The 25037-nt window shown below is 54.1% G+C and carries 16 protein-coding genes; 10 read left to right on the top strand and 6 right to left on the bottom strand.

Going from position 1 to position 25037, the window contains the following annotated elements; translation table 11 throughout:
- Positions 1-26: 26 nt before the first annotated feature.
- Together ACYJSS_RS09095 and ACYJSS_RS09090 are read right to left on the bottom strand one after the other, a co-directional pair.
- On the bottom strand, positions 27-647 hold the full coding sequence (locus tag ACYJSS_RS09095) for a hypothetical protein (protein ID WP_271658411.1): 621 nt from the start codon (positions 645-647) through the stop codon (positions 27-29).
- A 104-nt stretch (positions 648-751) separates the two neighbouring features.
- Complete coding sequence (locus tag ACYJSS_RS09090) at positions 752-1720, bottom strand: DUF932 domain-containing protein (RefSeq protein WP_271658410.1); 969 nt, start codon at positions 1718-1720, stop codon at positions 752-754.
- Positions 1721-1852: 132 nt separating this feature from the next.
- On the opposite strand from ACYJSS_RS09090, the gene ACYJSS_RS09085 reads away from it, so the two are divergent.
- Both ACYJSS_RS09085 and ACYJSS_RS09080 read left to right on the top strand, forming a co-directional pair.
- A complete protein-coding gene (locus tag ACYJSS_RS09085; protein ID WP_333945553.1) occupies positions 1853-1984 on the top strand; it encodes a hypothetical protein in 132 nt (43 codons plus the stop codon).
- A gap of 407 nt (positions 1985-2391) precedes the next feature.
- Positions 2392-4524, top strand: coding sequence for an NERD domain-containing protein (locus ACYJSS_RS09080; RefSeq protein WP_271658408.1), 2133 nt, complete (start codon positions 2392-2394; stop codon positions 4522-4524).
- A gap of 70 nt (positions 4525-4594) precedes the next feature.
- On the opposite strand, the gene ACYJSS_RS09075 is transcribed toward ACYJSS_RS09080, so the two are convergent.
- From ACYJSS_RS09075 to ACYJSS_RS09065, 3 genes are all read right to left on the bottom strand, one after another.
- On the bottom strand, positions 4595-6673 hold the full coding sequence (locus ACYJSS_RS09075; RefSeq protein WP_271658407.1) for a hypothetical protein: 2079 nt from the start codon (positions 6671-6673) through the stop codon (positions 4595-4597).
- Positions 6670-10674 (bottom strand): hypothetical protein, encoded by a 4005-nt coding sequence (locus ACYJSS_RS09070; RefSeq protein ID WP_271658406.1) that lies wholly within the window; start codon positions 10672-10674, stop codon positions 6670-6672. Before ACYJSS_RS09070 ends, ACYJSS_RS09075 begins: the two co-directional genes overlap by 4 nt.
- A 117-nt stretch (positions 10675-10791) precedes the next feature.
- Complete coding sequence (locus ACYJSS_RS09065; RefSeq protein WP_271658405.1) at positions 10792-11667, bottom strand: WYL domain-containing protein; 876 nt, start codon at positions 11665-11667, stop codon at positions 10792-10794.
- 126 nt (positions 11668-11793) lie between these two features.
- On the opposite strand from ACYJSS_RS09065, the gene ACYJSS_RS09060 reads away from it, so the two are divergent.
- The 5 genes from ACYJSS_RS09060 to ACYJSS_RS09040 all read left to right on the top strand — a co-directional run bounded on the left by ACYJSS_RS09060 (position 11794) and on the right by ACYJSS_RS09040 (position 16634).
- A complete protein-coding gene (locus tag ACYJSS_RS09060) occupies positions 11794-13374 on the top strand; it encodes a DNA recombination protein RmuC (RefSeq protein ID WP_271658404.1) in 1581 nt (526 codons plus the stop codon).
- Positions 13375-13400: 26 nt separating this feature from the next.
- Entirely contained in the window at positions 13401-13754 is a 354-nt protein-coding gene (locus ACYJSS_RS09055) for a hypothetical protein (RefSeq protein WP_271658403.1), read from the top strand.
- Positions 13755-13770: 16 nt separating this feature from the next.
- A complete protein-coding gene (locus tag ACYJSS_RS09050) occupies positions 13771-14460 on the top strand; it encodes a hypothetical protein (RefSeq protein ID WP_271658402.1) in 690 nt (229 codons plus the stop codon).
- A gap of 122 nt (positions 14461-14582) precedes the next feature.
- Positions 14583-15023, top strand: coding sequence for a hypothetical protein (locus ACYJSS_RS09045; RefSeq protein WP_271658401.1), 441 nt, complete (start codon positions 14583-14585; stop codon positions 15021-15023).
- Between the two features lie 936 nt (positions 15024-15959).
- Positions 15960-16634: a hypothetical protein gene (locus ACYJSS_RS09040; RefSeq protein ID WP_271658400.1), complete on the top strand. Its 675-nt coding sequence runs from the start codon at positions 15960-15962 to the stop codon at positions 16632-16634.
- A gap of 185 nt (positions 16635-16819) precedes the next feature.
- Here ACYJSS_RS09040 and ACYJSS_RS09035 read toward each other — a convergent pair whose 3' ends face one another.
- Positions 16820-17134 (bottom strand): hypothetical protein, encoded by a 315-nt coding sequence (locus tag ACYJSS_RS09035; protein WP_271658399.1) that lies wholly within the window; start codon positions 17132-17134, stop codon positions 16820-16822.
- A 388-nt stretch (positions 17135-17522) separates the two neighbouring features.
- On the opposite strand from ACYJSS_RS09035, the gene ACYJSS_RS09030 reads away from it, so the two are divergent.
- The 3 genes from ACYJSS_RS09030 to ACYJSS_RS09020 are packed head-to-tail and all read left to right on the top strand — an operon-like array spanning position 17523 to position 24878.
- Positions 17523-20387 (top strand): SNF2-related protein, encoded by a 2865-nt coding sequence (locus ACYJSS_RS09030; RefSeq protein ID WP_271658398.1) that lies wholly within the window; start codon positions 17523-17525, stop codon positions 20385-20387.
- Complete coding sequence (locus ACYJSS_RS09025) at positions 20387-22072, top strand: site-specific DNA-methyltransferase (RefSeq protein WP_271658397.1); 1686 nt, start codon at positions 20387-20389, stop codon at positions 22070-22072. Before ACYJSS_RS09030 ends, ACYJSS_RS09025 begins: the two co-directional genes overlap by 1 nt.
- Positions 22053-24878, top strand: coding sequence for a DEAD/DEAH box helicase family protein (locus ACYJSS_RS09020; RefSeq protein WP_271658396.1), 2826 nt, complete (start codon positions 22053-22055; stop codon positions 24876-24878). The genes ACYJSS_RS09025 and ACYJSS_RS09020 overlap by 20 nt, the downstream gene beginning before the upstream one ends.
- The last annotated feature ends 159 nt before the right edge of the window (positions 24879-25037 follow it).

Here is a 25037-nt window from a genome sequence, read left to right as displayed (position 1 = left end):
TTTTAGGGGGTAAGAGGCGGGCGCTTTTAGATAACTTTGCCGTTGTAAACGACGGTGGTTGCCCCTTCTTTCTTGATGCTTAGCTTGTTGCCTTCAGCAAAGGCTTCGACGGTTTCCGAGCAGCCATCAATGCTGGCTTTGCCATCGACAATTTCGCTCTTGGTGTCGTAGCTAAAGACGTATGTCGTTGCCGGGCAGGAGTTGCCGCTCTCGCCGGTTGAGACAATCAGGACAAATTTGTCTGGGCCAAAGGCATAGGCTTTTTCGATTGCGACGTAGCCGGTGGCTTCGGGATCCTGCACGACCGACTCCATGAGGTTGACCACCCCAGCTCTGGATTGGTAGTTGAGTGCAGTGCCGAGATCCATGTGGGCGATGCTGAAGGGACCCGCTGCATCGTCCGAAATCAGTAGCGCCTCGTAGGCAATGCTGGGGGCTGCTGGTGCAAGTAACTCAGGTTTGGTAGCCGCGGCTGGCTGTGGTGTGGGGGACATGCACTGTCCGCTTTCGCAGATGCGGTCGCCTTTGCAATCCGTATCCTTGGTGCACATTGCCGGAGGTTGATTTGTCTGTACGGTTTCTTCTTTGGGTTTGTCGCATCCGCTGATGGCGAGTGCGAGCAACGCAATGATAGCTATCTGTTTCAACGTGAAGATCCTTCTAGATGGTGGTGTGTGATTATTGACGAACTCCGGTCCGAGGTCGAACAGCCACCCAGCCCAGATAGGCCGGGTATGCCGTAGTACCGCGGTCAGGCTGCTAACCTCAAAGCAGCATCCAGCGCACGCTGCTTAATCTGTGCACCCTGGCCGAACCAGGCCGAGTCCATGCGGTACTCGTTGCTGCGCGCACGACGCTCGTGGTCGACGAACTCGGTCACGGCGTTGAGCAGCCCCCAAGCAGTTCCGTTGGCTGACTCCAGCGCGCTACCGCGTCCGCGGCCCTGGTACAGGCTTTCCACCTTCTGCATAGCGCGGATGTTGGGCACTACTTCAGCTTGCTGGCTCTTGGGCGAGCTGTCGCCCAGCACTGCAGTGATAAAGCTAAGCGCCTCCTTGGGCTTCACTTTGCGCTCGGCCAGGGTGCGCATGCGGTACATGAAGTCATCCCATTGCGAGACGGCAATACCGAGTTGCTTCTTCACTGCCGTTGGATCGAAGCGGGTGTTGTGCGGCACCTTGATCGCTCGGCTGGTGCCGTCCAGGGCTATGGTCAGTGTGTTATTGCAGACCACGCGCACCGTGGTGGGTGTTGCGGTGGTAGCCAGGGTGCCGTCGCAGGAGGTTGCGAGCAGCAGGTAGCCGTTGACCTGGTCGTTACCTTTGAGTGCCGCACCTTGCCCGGTGCGCGCTAGAGCCCAGAACTTGCGCCCGCCCTTGAGCACGCCAGCAGTTTCCAACTCGTAGCCGGAGACCTCGGTGAGGTCACGATAAAACTCCAGCACCTCGCGCGGTTGGACGGTGTGATAGCGGCTGGAGACCACGGACAGTGGTGTTTTGGTGTCAGAGCGGAAAAGCACTTTCTGCTCGGGGAACAAATGGATGGTACCCAAGTGGCCAATGGCATCCGATTTAAAGTGAACCGGGCTTTCAAGGATCTGCCAGTCCATGCCGGCTTCGCGTTGCCATACCTCGATGGGCTGTTGCTGGGTGAGTTGATTGCCGAGGCCGTGCCACGGAGTGGCGCCAGCGTAAGCCATGGTTTCAATGAGATGAGCCATAGAAACTCCTTGCCAGGTTTTCTGGCGGGCGCATCGAATCCCGGTTCCAGTACCGAGTTAAAGCGCCTGGAAACATGAGTGGGATAAGTCGTGAGGGGGCAAAGGGCTCTAGCTATCGGTCGCCGAAAAAACATGACCGCAGGCTTGGCACTCGAAGTTGTCGAGTACGCGGGCATCGATTTCTTCACCCATATGGGCGCCGGCGAGACTGCCCACGGCACCGCCTGCCAGACCGCCGAGAATTGCGCCAGCAAGGCCACCTAGCGCGGCGCCCAATGGTCCAGCTACCGCGCCTATGGCTGCGCCGCTTTGCGCTCCGCTGACTGCACTGGCCGCGCCTGTTGCGGCACCGCCGACAGCACCGACGGTTCCGCCCAGCTTGCGAGCGATATTGCGGGTGGTGATGTGCCCGGAGCGACACGCAGGGCAATAGATCGACATTGTTCAGACTCCTAAATCTAGGGAAGGGGCTGAAGCGGGTGATACCTGCCCGTCTTCCCTTTAGTGATCTAGGTCTGAAATATTCTTCAATCGATCTATCGCTTTCATTCCATCGCGGAGCCAGGTTCCATGGCGAGGCATGACGCCTCAGCCTGACATTCGGTTTGCTTCTCAGTGTTAAATTTGCCCTCGACAACCAACACGTTTCAGAAGTAGCAAGGAAGAAACTCGTGCTCGAAGCCGATAAGCGCTGTCAGGAGTATTTTCAGGGGCAGTACGCACAGTATCGGCGGCACCATAGTGCTGCTGAGGCGCTCAATGAGTGTCTACACGACTTCCTGGATCAGCGACCCCAGGGAAAGTACTCGGCGCGCAATCGTGCTGCTGGTCTTGTCGCTGCTCATTTCTGGTGGGAGCAAGATAGCGTCGCTGGAGCTGAGTTGGTCAGCCAAGCGATAGCACGCGTGCTGCATTTCGACGATGTGATGAGTACGGAGCTGCTGGATCATTTGGCTGCCCATCATGCTGACCAGTTGCGCTGGGCCATCCGCTACTCAAAGCTCTTCACTCGCGTTGATTCTCAGCCCTGGCGTCATCTCCATGAGTCACTCTCTAGCGCTGAGTGGATGGAGTTTTTTGGGGTTTGTGGGCGTCTGTTGCAACAGCTGGAACCGTTTGATGAGGCGATCGTTCAGGCTGAGAAAAAGCTTAAATCGCTTTCTCTGATTGAGCTGCTTTCCTATCTAAGTGTGCTGGCCTACAGCCGCTTGGCAGAGGTTGACGCTGAGATGGCAGGCCGCGATTGGGGCGTTTATGAACGGGTCATTTTGCGCAAGTTGGAAGCAAGCGAGGAGTCTGATTTCCGGCTCTCCGAGGAGGTGCTTGGACGCTCCCTAAGGCGACATCTGTCACCTATGTTGTTTCCCCAGCCTGGCGAGGAGCGTCAATGCCTAGCCAATCTGGAGACTGTCGCCATTCTGGTCGCTGCGATGCGCGAACGAATCGATTACGAAGGGTCCATTGATTGGTTTTGCTTCGACGAGGAGTGCTCGTATCAGCTCAAGCCTGGGCAATCTGTAATCTTCAATAAGACTGATGAAGGTACGCTGCGCTGGCAGCGCACGGAGCGTAAGAGCCAGTTGCTCTGGTGCTATTGGATGTACCGTGCGATTGATTTGTTTGCCGTTTCGGATCTTGCCGGGCAGATCATTGGCAGCCCTGAAAACCATGAGGTAAATCAGCTCGCTTACATCAAGGCCATGCGCAGTCAACTCTACTTGCAAGTGGTCTTCGGTATTGGAGAGAGGGTCAGGCTGAATAATGGAGTGGAGGTTCAACTGAGGCACGCCATGCTTGCAAGCGAGCTCACCATGGCTTTTTTCGAGCAGGCATATCTGCAACCCTACTATCAGTACCTAGAAGAGCTCGATTCGCCCCTGGCGGCACTCGGGCGGCTTGCTTTTGACGGGCTGGTAGCGGGCGAGAATCGCTTTCCCATGACCTGGTCGGATCAGCCGGCAAAAGTTCAGCGGATCAGCGGCTGGACGGTTAGCGATAGGCATCCTTCAGGCGATCTTGAGGCTGCCAAAGCAATTTTGCAGTTCTGGACCAGTGATCTGCAGACGCTATCCGCTCAGATCAAGCAAACACCGAACATGCCAACGCCGCGCTTGTACGAGCGTCCTTTTTACAAGGTTGGTCGTTTCAGCTTTCAGTTTCCCTGGGTTGCCGGTCGGCAGAATAGCCTGACGGCTGCGGTGAATAATTTGCGGCGCGTTGAGGGGCGTCGGACGGAACTGCGTAGCGAAACAGAAAGGGTTGAGCACGAACTGGCTGAGTCGCTCAGGCGCCGAGGGTTCAATGTCCTGGTGGGCTTCCAGCCGCCTATAAGTGGCGAGCCAGATGCCGGAGAAGTTGATGTGTTGGCGCATCTAGACGGTGTGCTGCTTTTGCTTGAAGTGAAGTCGGGATTTATCCGCTCATCACGTCATGAGGTCTGGCTGCACCGAACCAATACCCTACGCAAGGCAGCTAGGCAGTTGAAGCGTAAACGGCCAGAGGTGCTTCAGGCGTTGCAGATGGTCCCTGATTTACGCTCCCGATTGGGGATCGGCGAGCTTGATAGCATCCAGGCGCTGCATTGCTGGATCGTCGATACATCGATTGAGCTCGATGGTGAGACTGTCGATGGCTTTCGTGTTGTCTCGCGGGAAGTAATGGAGGTCGCGTTGCGCGATGAGCAGCACTACCTGAGGCCTTTTGACCAAGAGGAAGAGCCTGGCTCTCTTTATCCCCATGGATTCAGCGCTCAGGCGTTTACACAGGTTATTGAGGGCAACGAGATCTGGCAGGGTGTGCATTAACGTCTTCACACGGCGCTTCAGGACCGTTGTACGGGCTTAAAGGTGGCCGGCGTTACGCCGGCCACTTCGCTCAGTTGTGCAGACAGAGCTCCACGATTTTCTGAAGGATCGAAGTCTTGGCCGATTCCCGGAGCTTCACTATGTCGAAGGTGAACGTAGAGAAGAACATCTCGCCCAGCGGGTGGCTCAAGACGGGAACCTTCGCTCCGGAGTCGTTCGTGATTACTACGTTGTAGACGAGGCTCTGTTTCGGGATGGTGTTGTTGGCCGCTTTGTTAGACGCAACAAAGAACCAGGCCCCTTCAGTACCGTTATCTTGGATGAAGATGCTATGGCGCTGTTTCTGCCTGGTTGGCGTGAGGTAGTACGGGAGGGCAGATATTTGGATGCCGACCTCTCGTGACGGAGGCATGCCGTTGTCCTGACGCTCCTGGTTGTCGAACAGGGTGTTCCCGATGATCGAGGGTATCCGGTCGGTTCTGTAAGCGCTTAGCCAGGCGTTTGTTTCTTTGTCGCGGATCAGGAACGCCCCATCCCAAATGACATCGAAGGGCTTCGCATCGCCTTTACCGAGAGTGGTACTGAGCTTCTTGAATTCGTAGTTGAACTCCCCCTTGGAGGCATCGTCGTATCGGCGCGATTGCTCAATTTTGATTGTCTCGCCGGCAACGGATACATCCAGAACCTGGATATAGACGTTCTCCTTCCAGTCCCTCCGGCAACTCATCAGCTCTAGGGACATCGTGGGCAGCGTTGCTTCGCTGATGGTTACGGCTTTGTCCTTATGGATTGCCTCTTTCAGGGCTAGTTCCTGCAAGGACTTTTCAATGGCTGCCTCAGATGGCAGCTTGCTGGCGACTACGTTGAACCCTTGGCAGATGCTGCCGATAGACTGGACGAAGCGATGCAGCTTCACCGACGTGTAGTAGTCGAACTCCGCTGTGGGGTTGCGTTGCTTGGCAGCAAGAGCTTGCCAGAAGGAGTTGAAGGACTCGTCGATGGAGGTGTCAAAGATGCTGGATCCGTTCTTGCTCCCCCCAACGGTTTTGACCTTCTCACTAAGAACCAGATAGTTCGTTGTGCCCACATTCAGTTGTGTGGGGTCTGGAAGGGAGTCGGCGGTCAGTACTTTTGATGCTCCAAACCTGTCGACGAGCTCGCTGATGAAGCCAAATCGGGCCTCATCACTTGAATAGCTCGTGACAGTGTCGAGCAGCCAAAGTGGGTTGGACATGGTCGGAAGCCCTTCCAAGAAGGCTTTGACTTGGTGAGTGGCTTCGTACACGACAGGGATAAATTCAACCCCTGAGAGATCCAGTAAGCGCTCGATTCGATTGATACAGTCGGTTTGATGGTAGTTGATGCTGTTTTCATAGCGATCGCAGGCCTTGGCATTTTCATTGTTCGTGGCGAAGGCCATGTAGTTGCGATCACTGTTCGTTGTCGCGCTGAGCCGGCGGGTGCGCTCGAATCGCTTCCCGGCCCAGTCGAACATGAGCTCGCCGCTGTCTGTGATCGATCGGCTGATGGAATCCTGTGTGGAGGAGCATTCCATGACCACTCGATTGAGCTTAATGGCGAGCTCCTGTTCTTTGGAGAAGAACAGGTCGTACGCCAGTGCATCGAAGACAAATTTTCCGTCCCTGGATGTGCGGCTCAGCATCAGTCCAATGTACAGGTCAGCATTGAACTCGACCGGGGCAATTACGTAGTGCTTGTCTACGTCCATGAGGAACGAAAGTTTGAGTTTCAGGTCCAGCAGGGCCTGAATCGCGTAGAGAGGATTCAGCGAATGCTCAGCGATGACCTCACGAACTTGGCCAGGCTCGGGGGGGAGGGCGCTCAGATATAGGAAACCGAAAACCCCCTTCCTCGCGTTGAATTTGCTGTAGTGCACGTTGGTGGAGGCAGAAAGGCCAAGCTTCTTGCGGATGAAGTCCTTGATGGTCGAGTCAACGCGCTGGTAGTACCTCTCGGTCCTCTCGTCGGAGTTACGGGTTACCTCAACCACGGCTGCCTGAATATGCCCAACCCCTTCGGTGGGGGCCGACAAGCGATCAATGATGGTCTCCAGGTCACCGGGTAGCTTCAGCATGTTGGTGCGGGCCTTGGCGGCTGCTCCTGGTTCCAGGACGTTGAAGATGGTCATTCCGCGCTCCTTAGCAGCAGTTCCAGAGTAGGGTTGATCATCAAGCGGTCATCGACTTTAAAGATGCGGTTCTTGTCCTTGGTAGGGACGTAGCTAGTGATCGTCTTGAAAGCGTTTAGGAAGTGGATTGACTCCCCGAAATTAAACTCGCGCTCGGCATTTAGGTCGTTGTGGTTGGGTTGCGTGTTGACATAGAGGAAGCGTGGAGTCAGGTTCAGTGCTCTACACAGCTCATACATGTCCCGCCTTTTTTTCTCCGCTCTGTGAAGGGTTTTGAGAGATTGTTCGTGGTTGTCCAGGGTACCCGACCACCGCTTCACGTCGATGCAGATGATGGTGTCATCAACGTGGATGTAGCTGTCGTAGTACTCGTACACCGCGGGTCCTAGAAGATCGATCAACTGATTCAGGTTCAGTGGTTTGATCCCCAGTGCGGAGAGCACCTTCGAGAAAATGAATTCCCCCACGTTCCCCTTCAGGAGCGGGATGAGGGCCGGGTTAGGTAGGTGCACATCAACCCCATCACTGGCCATGTTGCACGCTAGATTAACGATGCCAGGCCCTGAGTCAGTGTTTTTTCCGTCGGTGCGCACGTAGTCAGGAACCAGCCATTTACCGGGCTGATAGACAGCTTGCCCATGAAGCAGGTCGGTGAGGTGGTAGAAGCTTTCCGATGTCGTGCAGACGGTGACTCGATCTGTTACCTGCCTCGGAAGGTAAAAGGCACTAATGACTTCTTGGTAGTAGTTGGAGGCTTTTACAAGAGGAGAGGCCAGGAGCTTGCGAACGTACTTTTCAGGGGCGGTGATGCTCTCGGGTGACCTGAGCAGCTCATTGAGCTCAATGGCATCCCGGTTGCCTTCACGCGCGCTGCTGAGAATCTTGTTTCGGAATGCCCCGCTGAAGAAGTTTTCGATGTCTTCAGCAGCGGCGGCTACGTTGGCGGTGAACTGCTCGCGTTCTACTTCGGATGGGAAGCAGCGTTTCTCCGCTTGTTCCAGGCAGAACTGCATGAGCCTGTGATTCAGTAGCGAAAGGCTGTTGATGAGAAGGTCGTTACCTTCACGGCGAAGCCGGCTATACCTCACCACCAAGTCGTCGATGACGTCACTCGGTAGGAAGATTTCGGTGTGGAGATAGCTATCCCGTCTTTCAACGCGACCTACAGCCTGGATGATGGCCTTGAGCACGGCTAGATCATGCTCGTGGTTCAGGATGCGGCGATTCTTGGGCTGCATCAGGTTTGAGTCGAACTCAGATAAACGAACGGCCTCGTTCTCCCCGGATGAGATGTGTTTTAGCAGGAGAATATGGTTTTTGACGGTGTTGAGGCCGGTGTCCTTCTCGCGGATCGCGCTATAGAAGGGGGTATTGACTAGCACCAGACGGTCGAAATCTTGGTGGAAGTTGTCCTCGCTTCGCTCAATGAACAGATTGAGGCCGGTGCCAGCACTGCCATATGCGGAGATCAGGCAAATGCGAGTATCTGCATCAACCTTAAGGTACTCGTCGATATCGACCTCTTTAGCCAACTGGGAGCTGAAGAGGATGACCCTGATCCTAGTTTTGTCCTCAAAAGGTTTCAGCTCGAAAATCTTATCCTTGTGCTTGCTCCGAAAACCCTTCAAACGACCCTCAAGGCCCTGTGCCAACAAGGCTCTAAAAAGATCTGCAAAACGGTTGTTCAGGGAGAGAATGAAGGTGTTCTTTCCATCCCAGGCGGCCATGAGCATGGCCTCGATCTGCCGGCGGTAGGCTGACATTCGATACTTGCTTTCACGGTAGCCCTGAGGAAGCAGGGCGTTTGACCAGAATTTGTAAGCATTCTGGAAGGCAGGATCGCTGCGCAGACCGCTGATGTCATCTGCAGAGGTGTTGTGGAAGGGCCTGACTTGCATCGTTCTGGCTTTGGCCCGGGCCTCACGGAGGTCTTCCATTGCACTTACGTCCGCTACAGACCGCTGAATGACTCGTACACCAAGGTTATCGCCAAGCGCTTCCCCATAGCGGCTCAGCATTTTCCTGGAGAAGTTCCCTGAGTAGGAGTCCTTGAAGCCCGTTGTGGCGCTCAGGCACATCGCGCTGTTCTGTGTTCCATGCAGGATACGAAGTAGTTTGACCTCAGGTAGTTCCAGGATCAGGTCGAGGTGGAAGTCGACAAAAATACGGTTCTTCACCGCGTCATTTCCGAAGGGAATCTTGTCCACCTTGACCAGTGAAAACACGATTTTGGGAGCGAAGAAGGTGAAGAACGCATCTACGAAAATCTCGGCGTCCTTAGCGCGGTCGAAGATGGATGCGACATATGAGCTATGCTGACGAGCCTTCGTGATGAACTCAGAAAGTGGGGCGTTCTGACTGGCATCCTCGCCCAGCGCCAGCAAATGTCTTAGCGAGCTGTTTTGAGGGATCTTGGAGCAGGCGTAAAGAGCACAAAGCATGACTTGCAAGAAGTCGTGCAAAGTTGGGTCTGTGCTGGGGCCACCATCATTGAAGGACAGGCGGATCTCGCTCTTGCCGCAGACAGACTGCATTCGAATACGCTTGAGGGCATCCTCGTTGTAGAAGCGCCTTGGCGTCATGCTGAAGATGTTGCGTGACAAAGCGAGGATCTGCTCGACATCACGGTTGTCGATGGTGATGTGTCCGACATTCCCGGAGCACATTTGCAGAATGGAGTCCAGGCTGACGCTGGTTTCGCAGTCCTCATCGTAATGCCGGCGGAGATCATTCATCAGCTCAACAGCTTCGTTGAACGCGATGGGCTCCTCCTCGTCAGGGCCATACGTTGCCGAAATCATTTCCATCAGGCGGTGGAGGCCGGCAATAACATGAGGGGGCTTGACCTTCTCGCTGATCAGCTTCTTCTTACCGTCCTCAAAAATCCGGTCGTAGCTGTCGTGCTCCTCGTCGATGACGAGGTTGAAGGTGATTCCGTTCAGCTGGAAATAGTTGGCCTCGTCGGGGAGGAAGAAGTCACTCTTCAGGTACGCAATTTGCTCATCATGGCTCAGGCTGCAGGCTGCCCCAATCGGGGCAGCGGCTTCCTCATCCGCATCGGTTGGGCTGCGCTTAGCTCCGAGAATTTCGTCAAAACCCAGCTTCTTGATATTGGGTTCTTTCTTGTTGTCTAAATACCCGATGAACGCGCGCTTCAGAAATCGGGCGGTGGTGGCAACGAAGATGGTAGGTCCCACCTTGGCCCGCTCGAACGGTAGAACGTGATCGATGATTTGGATCTTGGCCCGATCACGGTCGTCCTTGGCACGCTGAAAACGCTCGTGGATGGTTTGGAAATCAAAACCATTCTTCTCCCGGATTGCAGCCTTGGCCAAGTCTTGCAACGCATAGAGCAGCCGGCTTTTAGCGGCATCAATCCGACGCTCAAGGTCAGCTTCTCGCAGATAGTCGGTGACCCCTGACTTCAGGAATCGAGTCTGCTCCGCCTCAGTGATCTTGAGTCCACTAATCGCGCTACTCAGTTCGCCAATAGTCTCGCGGTAGTAGTCAGTTTTGAGAGCCCTCGTCCAGCCGACGTATAGATCTTCATTGCAAACACCCGATACCCAACCGACAAAATTGAGGTCGGATAAGTCCTGTTCCGCCAGGAAGCTGAGGATACTGACGCCCCGAGCGGCCGCCTTCTCCTGGGTTGCCTTAGAGACGTCTATCTGTGCCTTGTGCGGGGTGATAAAGAACAGATTGCGGTGGCCACCACGTTCGCCACGTACTGCCGCGTGCTCGATGAACTGGTCGAACACGTTGTAGGACTTCCCGAAGCCAGTGCCGTCGTTAGCGAAACTTACCGAAGGGTTAGGCTTGGCGTGCCCATTGAAAAACGGCGCTAGCCTGGCCCGGTGCGAATTTATCTCGTCGCTAAGCGCAGCACTGACCTCCCCCTTCTGCGGAGAGGAGAGGTCAGTGAACAAGTCGTCATTGTGCAAGCGGGAAGTTTCTGGAGGTCGGCTATCGCCCCTGGTCTCCCTGGGTTTCTTCGGCATGGCGGCAATCCTGTGCTTATCGATGCGTGCGGTGTCGCTTTGAATTAGTTAGTGCATTTGGGGGGCTAGCCGTAGGGGATGGCATACGGTTGAGTCCACACTGATAACTGGCCAGTCTCAGTGGTAAAGCCAGTCCTGTAGTTCATCCAGATTTACTACCACAATCTGCTGTGCCGCCGCCTTGGTATGTACCTTGGTTGGGTCGATCTGGTAGCGCTGTAGAACGTACTGCACCAGCGCACCTTTGGTTTCGATAATCAGGCGACCATCCTGCATCCCATAGTCAGTTTCGATGATGGCCTGCTGCACCGCTTTTAGGCGGGTGTCCGGTTCTATGATGACCTGTACTTGGGTCGTCCAGCCTGGATCTTGTTCTCGTGTGTTTTCGGTCTCATCGTCTATCAATTCAGGCTCGCCGCGGAAACGGCTCAGAACGAAGTCGCGGTAGTCCCGGTTCTTCTCGCAGTAAGCGCGTACATGCCAACGCATACCTGTGTAGATCAGTGTGTGTGGAGCAATCAACCTGGTCTCAACGTCCGGGGTGCTGAAAGACACATACTCGCATTCCAGTCGCAGCCCCTCTCGGCAGGCTTTGAGCAGGGGACGCAACACCTCTGGGCGAACAGATCGATCCGGTACGCCCAGTACTTCGGTGTGGGCATAGGCTAGGGCTAGCCCATCGATATGGGGTGCCCGCTCATAGTTTTGATTAAGCAGATGTAGATAAGCGCTGGCGCTGTCGTCAATGAACAGTGGCTTGAAGTGGCGGCTCGGCACATACCCTTTCAAGTGCTTGTCGTATTCCAGGTTCTTCGGCGCGTACTCGTTAATGTAGGAGTTGATGTCTTTCGAGGCTTGTTGGCGACTGATACCGAAGCTCTGTATCAGGTGGCCTGTGGTCAAACGGCCTTCCCACCAGGCGACTGTCTCGATCAGTCGGTAGCGCAGTGCCAGATCCCAGCGCACGGATTCGATTGCTTGCTTGCGTTTCATGGCCTCTCCATCTGCTCGAAAACTTTACCTGTACGAGTAAACACTGTGGATGCGTCGTCTTAAGCTACATATTCTGGTGGCGTCATTCAAGTTGGCGCAGTGACCGCCACGAAAAGGAGAAGCATCGTGAACGGTATTGGAATGTCTTGGGGAGTAGCGGGTATCGCTCTGCTGTCGGTATGCGTGATGGCGCTGGCATTGTTCTGGCAAATCATGCGCCGTCGAGAAGCCGTGGCCACTCTGCAGCATTACCAGCTACAGCTGGGGCAGTTGCAGCAGCAGAATCAGCAGCAAGAAGCTGATCTGCGTGAGCAGACGGCTGCCGCACGAGCGGAAAAGGCCCATGCCGAACAGCTACAGCGACAGCTGGACTTTGCCCAAGAAGAGCTCGCTGGCCTGCGCGATGAGCAGAAACAACTGCTCACCCAGTTGGCCGATGCGCAAAGCCAGGCCAGCGCGGCGCGTGCTCAGCATGGCCAGCTGCTGCAGCAGCACGCCGAGCTCAAGCAGGCCCATGAGCGCCTGCAAAACAGTCACGAGGTGATGCAGGACAAGTTCGCTAGCCTGTCCAAGGAGCACGCCACCCTCAGCAGCAGCCTGGAGCAGAAGCAGCAACACTTCGCCGAGCAACAGCAACTGCTCAAGGAAAACCGCGATCAGCTCAAGCTGGAATTCGAGCAGCTTGCTGGGCAAATCTTCGAGGCCAAAGGCCAAGCTTTCTCGCAACACAGCCAGCAGTCGCTGGATGCGCTGCTCAAGCCCTTCCGCGAGCAGATCGACGGCTTCCGCGCCAAGGTCGAAGACATCCACCACAAGGATGTCCAGCAGCAGGCCGCGCTGACCCAGGAGCTGCTGCACCTCAAGGAACTCAACCAGCAGATCACTCGGGAGGCGCATGACCTGGCCACCGCACTCAAGGGCCAGAAGAAGACCCAGGGCAACTGGGGCGAGCTGGTGCTGGAAAACGTCCTAGAGCGCTCCGGGTTGGTCAACGGGCGCGACTTCAAACGTGAGGTCAGCATCAATGGCGAGGAGAATCGCCAACGCCCGGACGTGATCGTCTACCTGCCGCAGGGCAAGCACCTGATTATCGATGCGAAGGTCTCGCTTAACGCCTATACCCGTTACATCAATGCCGAGGATGATGCCGAGCGGCGCCTGGCTCTCAATGAGCACGTCACGGCCATCGGCCAGCGCATCAAGGAGCTGTCTGACCGCCATTACTTCGATCTACCGGGTCTGAATGCTCCAGAGATGGTGTTTATGTTTGTCCCCATCGAGTCGGCCTTCGTCGAGGCGCTCAAGGCGGACGAAACTCTGTTCCAAAAAGCTATCGAGCAGAACGTACTGGTCGCAACTCCGACCACCTTGCTCACCAGCCTCAACATCGTCCGTCAGCTCTGGCGTTTCGAAGACCAAAACAAACACACCGCCGAGCTGGCCGAGCGTGCCGGCAAGGTGTACGACAAGCTGCGCACCTTCCTCGGCAGCATGGATGCCATCGGCAACAGCCTGGACAAGGCCCAGGACGCCTACCGCAAGGCGCGTGATCAACTGGTCAGCGGCAAGGCCAATCTCGTCAAACAGGTCAGCGACTTCCGTCAGTTGGGTGTGGCAGTTAAAGGTGAGCTGGACGAAACCTGGGTGGATCGAGCAGATCTTGAACTGGCTTTGGTTGGGCATGAGCCCAGCGAATTGGCACAGTAAGCGCATCGGGGCATAGGAGGTGGTGTGTGCAGGAGTCGTACGACTTTGCGTTCGAGAGTTTTCGGTTGGCGCAACTGTGCGAGCAGTTTTTGAAGGGAACCGCTGTGGACGGGGAAATCGTGTTCCACAGCGTGGCCGCTGAAAATCGACTCGACGCAGCCTCTTTCTTCTTTTCGGGCGCTGATCTTGAAACCCTGGATGCGTCAGGTTTTAAAGACTCTGTACTCGCTCTTCTGGATGACCTGATCATCTATCGAGCGCGATGTCAGGAGCAAAATTGCCGCGATGGTGTTTTGCGGTTGGAGCAGTCCAGACCATCTGTCGTCTGGCTGCCGAATGGGGGTGGTGACGTTATGGTTCGGGCCCGTCGAGGTTGGTAGCCAGGGAGTAGTGTTAATGCAGTCGGTGCATATAAAACAGCGTCTTGGGGATGCCTACCAAACGGTACTTAGCCAAGAGATGCTTGCCAAGTTTGAAGGCTGTAGCGAAGGGTTGACCGGAGTGTTCTTGCCCTCGGCAGCAGAAAAGCCGATGAGGCTCATGATCGTTGGCATGGAGACCCGAGCCTGGAATGGCTCTTTCAAGCAGATCCATGACGGAGATCTGAGAGACTACATTGAGGATTCCATGCGTAAGCACCAGGCGTATCTAGACGTGCCGCCTGGTCGATCCTGCTTTGGGCGCTTTCACCAATATGCCGCGGAAAAGCTTGGCTGCCCGCGTGAGGAAATCGGCTGGGGCAATTTATTCGCGGTGGCCTATAAGAAGGGTTCACCCAAGAGGGACTCCACGTCTTTTGCAGCAGTGCAGGAGCTGTCTATACAGTTGCTGCGTGAGCAGTTGAGGATCATACGGCCTCGGTCGATCATATTTGTCACGGGCTGGCGTTATGACGCGGATCTAAAACGATCCTTGGATGGGCTGATAGACCGTAGTCGAGTGCTGGAAAAGAAGGCACTGTGGGAGTTTTATCTGGGCGATACCTTGTGTTATCGCACGAGTCATCCTCGCCATGTCGCAGCTGCAAAACATCGGGAGGATGCTCTCCGCAATATTTCGGCGCATCTGCTCGCCGGCCACGGATGATGAGAGTGCAAGGATGGCGCTTTATCCATGCCCACACACGGGCTTTGACTCGTGTCGTGTGCGTCTTATTTTGTCGCATCTGCTGGTGACCATACGCCAGCTCCCTACCAGTGAGGTGTCCAATGACCAACCCTGCGCCAAGCCGCATGCAGCAGAGCGAAGAGCTGGAAAAGATGCTGACGCAAAGTCGGCAGATGATTTTTGATAGGCGCTCGTTTGAAGGCATCAGTGAGTGGATCGAGCAGGCTTCTCGGATTGCTGAGGTGTTCCAGGCGTACGCCGGAGCAATAGAAGAGGGTTGCTCCGAAGAGGAGGCATGGAGTGATGCCGAGTCTGATCTTGCAGAGTTCAGGCAGGTGGTAAATCACCTGGATGCCCCCAGTTTTCTTGATGATGTATACGGGGATACAGAGGTGGTTGGCAGCTTGTCTGATCTTTCCAGGCACATTCTGCTGGGGTATGCCGAGCTGCTTGAGAGCCGTCTAACCCAAATTCACAATCTACTGCTGCAATTGGCCGAAGATCTTGAGTCTGTTGATGGCTTGCAGGGGTCGCTTCGTTAGAAACCTTGAGAGGCGATGTCCTGCAGGGAGCTGCACTTTTTCTTAATGCTCAGGAGGTCGAGGGTTGTTTTACTCGAGCCTCTTGCGCTACCGATGACCTTTAGGCCTAGGTTGATCTGGAAGGGGATGGTTTTGAAAACTGAGGGAACATACGAAATTCACGCCACGTCTCCGTCCCGGGATAGGCCGATTTCACGCATGTTTCTTTTTTATGTTTGTAGCCATTGTGGCTATAAGCGATCGTTGATGAAGGGTGGCACTCCTCATCGCACCGTTACTGTTGAGTTGAGTCCTGAGGGGTATTTGCTGAGCTGTGAGTATCTGCATCCAGATGGTGTAGGGACACGACCAGAAGCCCCGGCAGAGCCATTTCCAGCCCGCGCACGTTGCCCTGATTGCCTTCATGACAGTTTGCTCCCAGAAACAATCGCGACGATGTGTTGAGCGCTAGGGCGTTTCGGCTTCTTACCGAGAGCTCTTGGTCGCGCAGCTGCCAGTGCTTGGATAGGGTAAACATGGAGTTTCGAACACATCGAGAGGCGCGCCTGCAGCAGATTGAGAAAGTCCTGCAGTGGCGCTTCGCAACTGTCGAAGTGTCTGATGGGGGCGATAGCAGAGGGCGTGTTGAGCAGTTGCTGCTCGGTCAGGACGATCTGTTTTGCATGCGTGTGGGGCGAATGGCATGGCGCTATGAACGGCGCTTTTTTATGAGCTATCCCTTGCCTCATCCCATGTGGGTCAAGAGACGACTGGCCTATTCATACTCCCTGCATTTTTTCCATGAGCTAGCCAATTGCACGCAGGCAGCGCGAGACGAGCTTCTCCGCGAAGTAATCGTGCAAGGACTAGAGCCCTGCCCATAGAGGAAGCCCCTTGCTCGAGTACCCGTTTCAAGCATGCCTGCTCTTTGCAGACTGATAAAAGGAGGTTGTGAGTATGCAAACCATGTTGGTGAGCCCGTTGTTCAAGGCGTCAGCTGAAGGGCCGGTATCCTCTGAAAGTGAAGAGCTGATCCATCTGCGTCAGGGAGATTTGGATGGGGCCTGTGGCCCGTATTGCATGATTTCAGCGCTTATTGCCCTAGGGCTTATGACGCGCAAGTCGGCCAAGAGCATGGATCTGTGGGATGGTCGTACTCGTCAGGGGCGTTTTAGAGACGGGCTATACGCTTTTGGCGTGATGAGCAGTGAGGGGACGGATGGTGGTGACCTGAAATGGCTGACCGATCACTTCAAGGGGGCTGGCTTACGGGCCCGACATGTCGATGGCTCGAAAAAGCAGATCCTCAACAATGTGGCAGACGCCATTGAGTCGGGAGACATGCCAATTATTGGTGTTGAGTGGCCTGGTGGCGGTGGCCACTGGATGTTAGGAGTGGGGTACCAGGGCGTGCTGCAGGATGGCGAGCTCCAACTGACCCATCTGTTATGTCTCGATCCTGGTCATGAACTCCCCAAAGTGAGTCTCTGGAATGCCGTACTGGAGGTATTTGATGGTCATGGCTCGTCGGTAAATCAGGGGCGCATGTCATCTAATCACTGGGGCATGAGCGGTGAGCTAGGCAAGTGTCAGATCAAAGACACGGTCATCCTCACGGTGTCCAGAAAATAAGCCGCGATTAGTTTCCTTGCTAGGTGTGTGCCGAAAGTTGGTGTATGAACCGGTCCATGCTCTGTAAGGTGGGCTTTTGTCTAGCTCAACTCCGTTGACCCGTCTGAAAACTTGACCTGTATGAAAGCCCATTATTGGTGTGTCCAGTTGGGCGACATATCCTTCAGCTATGCCCACTGAATGGGCTAGATGGATCCGCTGGCAGGGATGCCTAACTCAGACAGGATTGGGTCGGTATAGCGCAGAGGAGAAGGGCAATGGAGTACACCGCACATGCCATACAGCGATGCAGCCAACGCGGAATTCGGCAGCAGCAGGTTCTGTGGCTCTTGGATTTTGGCTGCCATACCTGGAATCGTGGAGCCCAGGTGTACTTCTTTGATCGGGCTCGGTTTAAGCGGTTGTTGCTCACGCTCTCTTCTGCCGAACGGCAATTGGCCGAGAAGGCTCAGAATGCCTATGTGGTCGTAGCAGATGGCGCAGTGGTGACTGTTGGGCATAGGAGCCCCGACTTCTGCGTCAGCAAGCCTGGCGCTCACCACCATAGAGGTCGCTCGCACCATCAAGCAGCCTGAGCCGCGAAAGATGACAGTTCCTGGCTAATTCGGCAGGATGTAAGTAGTGGCCAATTGATGTTGTTTGCCTCGTCCCAGCCAATTTAGCGTCGCTAAGAGTCATCAGCGTGATAAGCGCTTGCGAGCACAGCTGCGGGGAAAGGATGACCTGAAGCCGGACACAAAGGGGCGGCTAAGGGATAATCCGGCGTGAATGGGCATCGGAGCTGAGTGGACGGCGTCTTCGCCTTCAAGTCTCCCTTCTGGATGGCAAAAAGGCTCACTCCAGTCTGCTTTGCAAGAAAGCCTAAATCTAAAAGGATCTGTTTTCCAAATGATCTACAGCCCATACCAAGCAAAGTACTTTGCGCACTTCTTAACGCGTGAAGGTATCGGTGCCGACGAGTCTTTGACCCAGTCTTTATCCTCGGCCCGTGTGGATCTGAACCCGCACCAGGTCGATGCGGCTATGTTTGCCTTGCGTTCGCCATTATCCAAAGGCGTGCTGCTGGCAGATGAGGTAGGGCTTGGCAAAACCATCGAGGCGGCGTTGGTGCTCAGCCAGCGTTGGTGGGAGCAGCGTCGAAATCTTCTGTTGATTGTGCCGGCCTCTCTTCGCAAGCAGTGGGCCACTGAGCTACGTGAGAAGTTCTCATTGCCCTCGGCCATCCTTGATGCCAAGCGCCTTAAAGACTTGGCGTCCTGCGGGCAACCCAATCCCATTGGGCGTAAGGAAGGCATCATCATCGTCTCTTACGAATATGCAGCTCGTATCGCCCATCAGCTGCAAAAGGTTGCTTGGGACCTGGTCGTATTTGATGAGGCGCACAAGCTGCGTAACGTCTTTAAGGCAGCTAACAATTCTCGAGCTGCAGTCCTGCGCGACGCTTTGCAGGGTTGTCAGAAGCTTTTGCTCACGGCAACACCGTTGCAGAACAACCTGATGGAGCTTTACGGCCTCGTCACGATCATTGATGAGGCTTACTTTGGTTCGGAGCAGGCTTTCAGGGCCGAGTTCGGTGGCAAGGGAAACCTTGCGGCGATGGCCTTGCTGCAACATCGCTTGGAGCCCATCTGTAAACGCACCTTGCGTCGTCAGGTCCAGAAGGCGGGACTGATCAACTACACCAACCGTTTACCGAAAACCTTTGACTTTACTCCCAGCAAACTTGAGCTGGATCTGTACGACTCAGTATCGGCTTACCTGCAGAACCCAGGCACCATCGCCCTAGGTAAAAATGGCCGGCACCTGGTGACTTTGTCCTTGCGCAAGATCCTGGGGTCATCCTCATTTGCCATTGCTAAAACCTTGGACAAGATGGTCAATCGCCTGCAAGCGAAGTTAGCGGTTGATGACGATACCCTGGATGATCTTGATGGATTTGCTGAGGAGGCCGAGGATTGGCGTGACGCAGGTTCTATCGCCGCAACCGAAGCGGATGCTGTCGAAGACCATTCGGATGATGATCTTGATGAGATCGACCCAGAAAAACTTCGGGCTGAGATCGCCGAGCTGACTCATTACCGGGATATTGCTACCTCAATTAACGACAACGCAAAGGGGCGAGCACTCCTGGAGTGCTTGCCCATCGTTATGGCCGAGATAGAAGGTAAAGGCGGCCAGCGCAAGGCAGTAGTCTTTACGGAGTCGGTGCGTACCCAAGCCTATCTGCGGGATCTACTGGAGCAAAACGGCTTTGCCGGTCAAGTCGTGATACTCAACGGCTCAAATACTGACAAAGACAGCACAGCCATTTACAAAGAGTGGCTTGCCAAAAATAAAGACACTGAGGTTGTCTCCGGCTCTAAAACCGCCGATATGAAGGCGGCGATTGTCGATGCTTTCAAACATGACCGCTCCATCCTCATTGCCACGGAGTCCGGTGCCGAAGGTATCAACCTGCAGTTCTGCTCGCTGCTAATCAACTATGACTTGCCCTGGAATCCACAGAGGGTTGAGCAGCGCATTGGCCGTTGCCATCGTTACGGGCAAAAGATCGACGTCACTGTCATCAACTTTCTCAATCGCAAGAACCAGGCCGAGGAGCGCATCCACCAGCTCTTAGAGCAGAAGTTCAAGCTCTTTGAGGGGGTGTTTGGCTCATCCGATGAGGTCTTAGGTGCCATTGAGTCTGGGGTGGATATCGAGCGGCGCATTTTGGAGATCGTCCAGACGTGCCGCTCGAATGATGAAATCAATGAGGCCTTTGATCGCCTGCAAGAAGAGTTCAGTGTCGAGATTGATGCTGCCAAACAGGATGCACGCAACAAGATCTTGGCTGAGATGGATGAAAAGGTAATTGAGCGCCTGATGAGCCGTAAGGAGGGTGTTCATGCTGCTCTCGGCGACTTTCGCCGGGCTCTGCTGAGCCTTGTCCGCGCTGAACTGCCGGAAGCCCGTTTCCATTCAAACCATGTTGAGCGCTTTGATTACCAAGGCAGCACCTGGTCTACCGAATGGCCTGAGGCAGAGGAAAACGGCTGGCGCTTCTTCCGCTTAAGTGATGGTGGTTTGGCTGACCAATTGGTGGCACAGGCAAAAGCACGATCAACCCCCACGGCAATGCTTGAGTTTGACTACAGCGCCTATGCCGGCAATCTGGCGGATGTGTCCAGCTTGCGTGGCCAATCAGGTTGGATGCGACTCTCGCGTCTATCGCTGCAAACCCCTGCTCGCATTTGGGATGAGCTTATCTGCGCAGCCTTTAACGATGACGGCAGCATGCTTGACCCGAGTACCGCGGAACGCTTGCTGCACATTCCTGCCCGAGAGATTAGCGCACCGATGGGGCAGGCCCCAGAGTCAGAGTTGGCGAGTGTGACTGAGGCGCGGCAAACGGACCTTGTCGGGCGTGCGCAAGAGCGTTTGGGCGAGTTTCTCAACGAGGAAGAAGACCGTCTTGATGCGTGGCGTAATGACGCCCATGTGGCCTATGACCAGCAGATTAAAGAGCTGACTAAGCAGGCCAATGAAAAAAATAAACTCGCCCGTGCAACCGCTAACTTAGCCGCCAAGCTTGAGTTACAGCACGAAGCCAAAGCCTTAAAGCGCCAGGTAGATGATCTTCAGCATCAGCTTTATACCCGCTTGCGTGAAATCGATACTGAGCGCGATGCCATGCTCGATGCCATTGCCGAAAAACTTAATCTGACGCCACAGGTGGATCACCTGTTTACGATTCGATGGAGCCTGATCTAATGGCTGGTAAAACCAAACTTGAACTGACCTGGATTGGCAAGGATGATCGCCCGCGCCTAGAGCCGCGCATCCTAATTGAAGAAGCTGAGTTTTCCTATCACGCAGAAACACGGCGGGAGAATGATAACTTCGACAATATGCTGGTTCATGGGGATAACCTTCTGGCGCTAAAAGCGCTGGAGACGGATCCAAATGTGCGCGGCAAGGTGAAATGTATTTTTATCGATCCTCCGTATAACACTGGGTCGGCGTTTGAGCATTATGACGATGGAGTTGAGCATTCACTTTGGCTAAGCATGATGCGAGATCGCTTAGTTATTCTCAAAGATCTGCTTCGCGATGACGGCTCCATCTGGATTGCAATTGATGAGAACGAAGGGCATTACTTAAAAGTTATTTGTGATGAGATTTTTGGTCGCCAGGCATTTGTGGCTTCAATCATTTGGGAGAATTTCTACGGGCGCAGCAATGCTGCCGCAATCTCCCCTGCACATAATTACATCCTCATCTATTCACCTCTAGGAAATAAATTTAAGTATCACAGAAATTTATTGCCTAGAGATGATAAGGCAGTAAGTAAGTACAAAAACCCAGATAACGATTCACGTGGGCCATGGCGTTTGGGGCCGATTTTCGCATCAGGTGAGCGACATGCTGGGCTTATGTATGCTATCGAAACACCCTCGGGGCGGGAGATACGTCCTCCGAAAGGTAGTCACTGGCGTATGACTGAGCCAGATTTTTGGGCAATGGTGGATGAGGGAAGAATTGTTTTCGGAGAAAATGGAGACAATGCCCCTGCAGTTAAGTTGTTTCTACAGGATGTTCAGGACGGGGTAGTTCCTCGATCAATTTGGCCGCATAGCGAAGTTGGACACTCTCAGGAGGCTAAGCGTGAAATCCACGCATTGTTCCCTGATACATTGCCGTTTGATACGCCGAAGCCAGAGCGATTGTTGAAACATGTCATACAAATCGCTTCCAATCCGGGGGACCTCGTCCTCGACTCCTTCGCAGGTTCAGGCACAACCGGTGCTGTAGCCCACAAAATGGGCCGCCGCTGGATTATGGTCGAGCTGGGGGAGCACGCTAAAACTCATATTGTGCCACGTATGCAAAAGGTCATCGACGGCTCTGATAAAGGGGGAGTGACTGAGTCTGTGAATTGGCAGGGTGGAGGCGGCTACCGTTTCTTTAAACTCGCCCCTTCATTGCTGCAAAAGGACAAGTGGGGCAATTTGGTAATCAATAAAGATTACCAGCCAGAAATGCTGGCCGAGGCCATGTGTAAACACTTCAATTACACCTACGCACCATCCCCCGAACACTACTGGATGCATGGTAAGGCCACAGAAAGCGCTTTTATCTACGTGACAACCAACAGCTTAACCTTTGATCAACTCAAGGCCCTGTCTGATGAGGTGGGGGAAGAGCGCAGTTTGCTGGTTTGCTGCATGGCCTATGAGGCCGCTGGCGATAACTTAGCGAACCTAACTATTAAGAAAATCCCCCGCGTGGTGCTGGATCGTTGCGAGTGGGGTAAAGACGATTACTCCTTAAAAATCGCAGCCTTGCCTTTGCAAGATGAGGACGTCGAAAACGCAGACGGCACTCCAAACAAATTAAAAAAAATTAAAGCATCAGTAGTGCAGGCCAGCCTATTCGATGACTCTGAAGGAAATTGAGATGACTGGAATGAGCAGGGATCGTGTAGTTACGCAAATTAGTCAGCGCCTCTCGTTGCGCAAGCCTCAGGCAGAGGCACTTCGTCGTCTCGACACTATCGTAGGATTGGTTGACCCGAAAAAGGGTACTGATGTAGACATCGCTCGGGATCAGGTGCGTCAGGCATTCAATGAGGTTACTGATGCGGACTTTGCAGAATTTGAACGCGACTTTCCGTCAGTTTGTTTCTCCGTTGCCACCGGTGTTGGCAAGACCCGCTTAATGGGTGCATTCATCAGCTATTTGCAGATGATCGGCAAGAGCCGAAATTTCTTTATTTTGGCACCGAACCTGACGATCTATGAGAAGTTGCTGTTCGACTTCGATCCGCGCAGTCCTAAGTATGTGTTCAAGGGCATTGAGGCCTTTGCCCATACCCCGCCTTTGATTGTTAACGCGGAAAACTATGAAGAAGGCCGTGGCGTACGCGGTGGGGATCTATTCGGTCGCGAAAGTGTGATCATCAATATCTTCAACATTTCGAAGATCAACTCTGAGGTACGAGGCGGTGCCGCCCCTCGCATCAAGCGCCTGCAGGAGTACATTGGCGACAGCTATTTCTCGTACCTATCTGAGCTTGATGACCTGGTACTCCTAATGGATGAAGCGCACCGTTATCGCGGTAGTGCTGGATTCAAGGCTATTGCCGAGCTGCAGCCGATTATGGGGCTTGAGGTGACGGCGACACCGAAAACCACCGGTAGCAAGCCCCAGCCATTTAAGAATGTGGTGTACCGCTACGATCTGCCGGACGCGATGGAAGATGGCTACGTCAAAGAGCCTGCTATCGGCACCAGGGCAAATTTTGATCCCAAATCGGTGGATGCCGAAACGCTTGAGCGCATCATGCTCGAGGACGGCATTAACTACCACGAGCACGTCAAGGTTGCCCTCGAAACCTACGCTAAAAACCACGACAAACCGATTGTGCGGCCCTTTATGCTGGTGGTGACTAAAGACACGACCCATGCCTCTGAGGTGAAGCAGTTCGTTGAGTCAGATGACTTTTTTGCTGGCCGCTATCGGGGCCGGGTGATTGAAATTCACTCGAAGACCTCGGGTGAGGAGAGCGACGAGAATGCTCAGCGCCTGCTTAACATTGAAAGAAGCGGCGACACGGACATTGTCATCCACGTTAACAAGTTGAAAGAAGGCTGGGACGTAACCAACCTATTCACCATCGTGCCGTTGCGGGCTTCAGCTTCAGACATTCTGACCGAACAGACCTTGGGGCGTGGATTGCGTCTGCCTTACGGTCGGCGCACGGGCGTGGCTGAGGTCGATCAACTGACGGTGATCGCCCATGACCGCTTCAATGCACTTATTGAGTTGGCCAAAACCGAAAACGGTGTCACCAAGAGGCTCAAGCAGGTGTTTATCGGCGACGGCGGTGATGTGCCCTCAAGCAAGCCGCAAACGATAACAGCACAAAATACCCTGCAACATTTGGTTCAGAGCTTGGCGAAGCCATCTTCTGAGCCCAGTCCTCAGCTTAGCTATGGGGCTAGTGCACCTGGTGCCCCACTGCAGGCCAAGGAAGCTCCAGCTAGCTTTACGTTGGATAGTGCGCAAGAGGTAGAGCTGGCTGAGGCAGCGATACAAGTTGTCGTGCAGCAAGCGGCTAAAAAGGTAGGCGGACTGACGGACCTGAAAAAGCCAGAAGTACAAGACTTCGTCTTAAAGGCAGTACAGTCAGTTCAAGTGCCGCAGCAAGCACTGTTCCCTGTCTCTGTTGAAAAGGCCCAGGAGATCGTTAAGGCTATTTGTGAGCAGTTCGTCGAGAAAATTATTCCCATACCGGCGCTGACCATTACGCCTACTGAAGATGTGTCCTTTGGCTTCAAGTCTTTCACGCTGGATCTAAAGCAGTGGAATTATCAGCCGCTGGCGCAGGAACTGTTGATTCAGGTTTTGCGCACGGAGAAAACCCAAACCATCATCGGGGATGCCAATGCGGAACAACAGGTAAGGCTTGAGGACTTTATCGTCTCAAAGCTGATCGACCTTCCCGAGATCGATTACGAAACACATGCAGAGGTGCTGTATGACTTGGCTGGTCAGGTTGTTAAGCACTTTGCCGAAAAGTATGAAAAGCCCGAAGAGCTGCGCAGTGTTTTGCAGGGGCACTCCAAGCAGATGGCGGCCGCCATTTTTGCCGAGATGAAGAAAAACATGTGGCGTGGGCAGACAAAATATCGGGTAACGGTTGATGCTGCCTTCCAGGATTTGCGCCCGCAAAATTTTGAGGATGTGGGTACTAAGTACGCTTCTGACTTCCGTAAGGCACCTGAGAAGCTGAATGAAATAAAAAAATACATATTCAGCGGTTTCAGTAAGTCTTGCTATCACTTGGCCAAGTTTGACTCGGACTCAGAGCGGCAGATGAGTGAGCTTTTGGAGAGAGACTCAAGCGTTAAGCTCTGGATGAAGCCTGGGCCGAATCAATTCAAACTGTATAGCTCTGATGGTCTTCCTTATCAGCCAGATTTTGTTGTCGAAAGTAATGATCGTCTTTTGATCGTTGAGACAAAGCGTGCTGACCAGATGAAGGAAGCGCCTGTAGTTCAAAAGGCAGAGCTCGCTGCACTTTGGGCCCACATTGCCACTGTCTGCCACAGCCAGAAGGTTGGGGGTAAGCCTTGGACCTATCTGCTGGTGCCGCATACGGCGGTAGCGCCTAACGCCACCTTGTCCGGTCTAGTAGCAAGCTTTACCTGCCTGGCTGATGCTGAGCTTCTGACACGATATGAGTTATCAGCTGAGTAGGACTCAACCTGCATATTGGCAGTGAGGGGGCTTCGTTGGGAGGCTGCTAGATGAAGCCCCTTGAGAGATATGTTGTGTTCAAGTGCAGCTTTCACTGCTTCGCACTCAACAGCCCAGGGTTTGCAACGCTTTGAGCTCGGAGGGGGGATGCTCCACTGT

It is taken from the genome of Pseudomonas sp. No.21, from assembly GCF_054558415.1.
The sequence above is the reverse complement of the archived record's forward strand: the minus strand, read 5'-3'. Positions and strand labels throughout refer to the sequence as shown.

Excerpts from the sequence above, each read along its gene's own strand:
- ACYJSS_RS09050 (WP_271658402.1), top strand. The coding sequence starts at position 13,771 with ATGCAGTCGGTGCATATAAAACAGCGTCTTGGGGATGCCTACCAAACG.
- ACYJSS_RS09090 (WP_271658410.1), bottom strand. The coding sequence starts at position 1,720 with ATGGCTCATCTCATTGAAACCATGGCTTACGCTGGCGCCACTCCGTGG.
- ACYJSS_RS09075 (WP_271658407.1), bottom strand. The coding sequence starts at position 6,673 with ATGACCATCTTCAACGTCCTGGAACCAGGAGCAGCCGCCAAGGCCCGC.
- ACYJSS_RS09070 (WP_271658406.1), bottom strand. The coding sequence starts at position 10,674 with ATGCCGAAGAAACCCAGGGAGACCAGGGGCGATAGCCGACCTCCAGAA.
- ACYJSS_RS09040 (WP_271658400.1), top strand. The coding sequence starts at position 15,960 with ATGCAAACCATGTTGGTGAGCCCGTTGTTCAAGGCGTCAGCTGAAGGG.
- ACYJSS_RS09020 (WP_271658396.1), top strand. The coding sequence starts at position 22,053 with ATGACTCTGAAGGAAATTGAGATGACTGGAATGAGCAGGGATCGTGTA.
- ACYJSS_RS09030 (WP_271658398.1), top strand. The coding sequence starts at position 17,523 with ATGATCTACAGCCCATACCAAGCAAAGTACTTTGCGCACTTCTTAACG.
- ACYJSS_RS09025 (WP_271658397.1), top strand. The coding sequence starts at position 20,387 with ATGGCTGGTAAAACCAAACTTGAACTGACCTGGATTGGCAAGGATGAT.
- ACYJSS_RS09065 (WP_271658405.1), bottom strand. The coding sequence starts at position 11,667 with ATGAAACGCAAGCAAGCAATCGAATCCGTGCGCTGGGATCTGGCACTG.
- ACYJSS_RS09035 (WP_271658399.1), bottom strand. The coding sequence starts at position 17,134 with ATGCCCAACAGTCACCACTGCGCCATCTGCTACGACCACATAGGCATT.
- ACYJSS_RS09085 (WP_333945553.1), top strand. The coding sequence starts at position 1,853 with ATGACCGCAGGCTTGGCACTCGAAGTTGTCGAGTACGCGGGCATCGAT.
- ACYJSS_RS09045 (WP_271658401.1), top strand. The coding sequence starts at position 14,583 with ATGACCAACCCTGCGCCAAGCCGCATGCAGCAGAGCGAAGAGCTGGAA.